This window comes from Streptomyces sp. AV19 (assembly GCF_015999245.1).
Taxonomy (GTDB): Bacteria; Actinomycetota; Actinomycetes; order Streptomycetales; family Streptomycetaceae; genus Streptomyces.
Window position 1 is genome coordinate 1 of the sequence record NZ_JAEAMR010000055.1, and the last position, 1,495, is coordinate 1,495.

Below are 1,495 nucleotides of genomic sequence, written 5' to 3' on the forward strand. Positions count from 1 at the left end.
GGGAGTGTCATGAATCAGGTGGGCGCCTGCTCAGAAGGGACCCCTGATGGACACGGAGAACGGTCACCTGATCGAGGACGCTGACGGCGTGTCGGTTGCGGTGCTGGACAGCGACGTTGACGGTGCCGGTGTGGCATCGAAAGCAACGACTCTGAGCCGTGAGGCGGCGGCCGCGCACGGGCTGAGCCCGCGCCTGCTCGACGAGCTGGCCGAACTCGCCGAGGTCAAGGTCCGCGACGGCGGGCTGAAGCTGATGGGCGAGGGCGGCCTGCTCGTCGAGCTGACCAGGCATCTCATGCAGGCCGCCGTCGAGGCGGAGATGGACCGGCACTTGGCCGAGGAGGCCGGCCGCACCGGTGGCCGGGGCTCCCGGTCCGGGGGCAATGCCCGCAACGGCTGCCGGACCAGGAAGGTCATGACGGAGGTCGGCGCCGTGACGGTGCAGGTCCCCAGGGACCGGCTGGGCACCTTCGCCTCCAGCCTGCTGCCGAAGTACGCGCGGCGGACCGGCGGCCTGGACGAGATGGTCCTCTCGCTGACCGCGAAGGGACTCACGTCCGGGGAGATCGTCGCGCATCTCGCCGAGACGTACGGGATGGAGACATCCAAGGAGACGGTCTCCACCATCACGGACAAAGCCCTGGATTCGATGGCGGACTGGCGCACGCGCCCGCTCGATCCCGTCTATCCGGTCCTGTTCGTCGACTGCGTGAACGTCAAGATCCGCGATGGCGCGGTGGCGAACCGTCCGGTCTACGTCGTACTCGCCGTGACCTGTGACGGCCACCGGGAGATCCTCGGACTGTGGGCCGGAGACGGCGGCGAGGGCGCCAAATACTGGCAGAACATCCTCGCCGAGCTGCAGAACCGGGGCGTGCGCGATGTGCTGATGCTCGTCTGCGACGGACTCAAGGGCCTGCCCGAGGCGGTCAACACCGTCTTCCCCGCCACGGTGGTCCAGCTCTGCATCGTTCACCTCATTCGCACAACTCTGCGATACATCTCGCGCGCGGACTGGGACGCCGCCGCCCGCGACCTCAAGCCGGTCTACACCGCCGCCAACGAGGACGAAGCCCTCGCCCGGCTCGCCGAGTTCAGCGAGAAGTGGGAGGCCAAGTATCCGGCCGCGGTCCGCGCGTGGGAGCGGTCATGGAGCGAGGTGGTGCCCTTCCTCGGCTTCCCGGCCCCGATCCGGAAGATCGTCTCGACGACCAACGCGATCGAATCCCTGAACGCCCGCTACCGGCGCTCGGCCAACGCCTGCGGACACTTCCCCAACGAGACCGCTGCCCTCAAGCGGCTCTACCTGACCACGCTCGCCCTCGATCCCACCGGCCGCGGCCGCAAGCGGTGGACCAGCCGCTGGATGGAGGCGATGAACGCATTCGACATCGCCTTCGACGGACGACTCTCGGCCGGACGGGTATAGGCCGGTCAGATCAACGAGAAACCTCTACTCCAACCGAGTGGTGAACACCGCATTCGTGATACTCCC

1 protein-coding gene is annotated in these 1,495 nt (G+C 67.8%); it reads left to right on the top strand.

The window, feature by feature from the left end; all coding sequences use genetic code 11:
• Positions 1 to 46: 46 nt before the first annotated feature.
• Positions 47 to 1,429 (top strand): IS256 family transposase, encoded by a 1,383-nt coding sequence (locus I5Q34_RS33050; RefSeq protein ID WP_234429905.1) that lies wholly within the window; start codon positions 47 to 49, stop codon positions 1,427 to 1,429.
• Positions 1,430 to 1,495: the final 66 nt, after the last annotated feature.

Coding starts and splice junctions, on each gene's coding strand:
- I5Q34_RS33050 (WP_234429905.1), top strand. CDS start 47: ATGGACACGGAGAACGGTCACCTGATCGAGGACGCTGACGGCGTGTCG.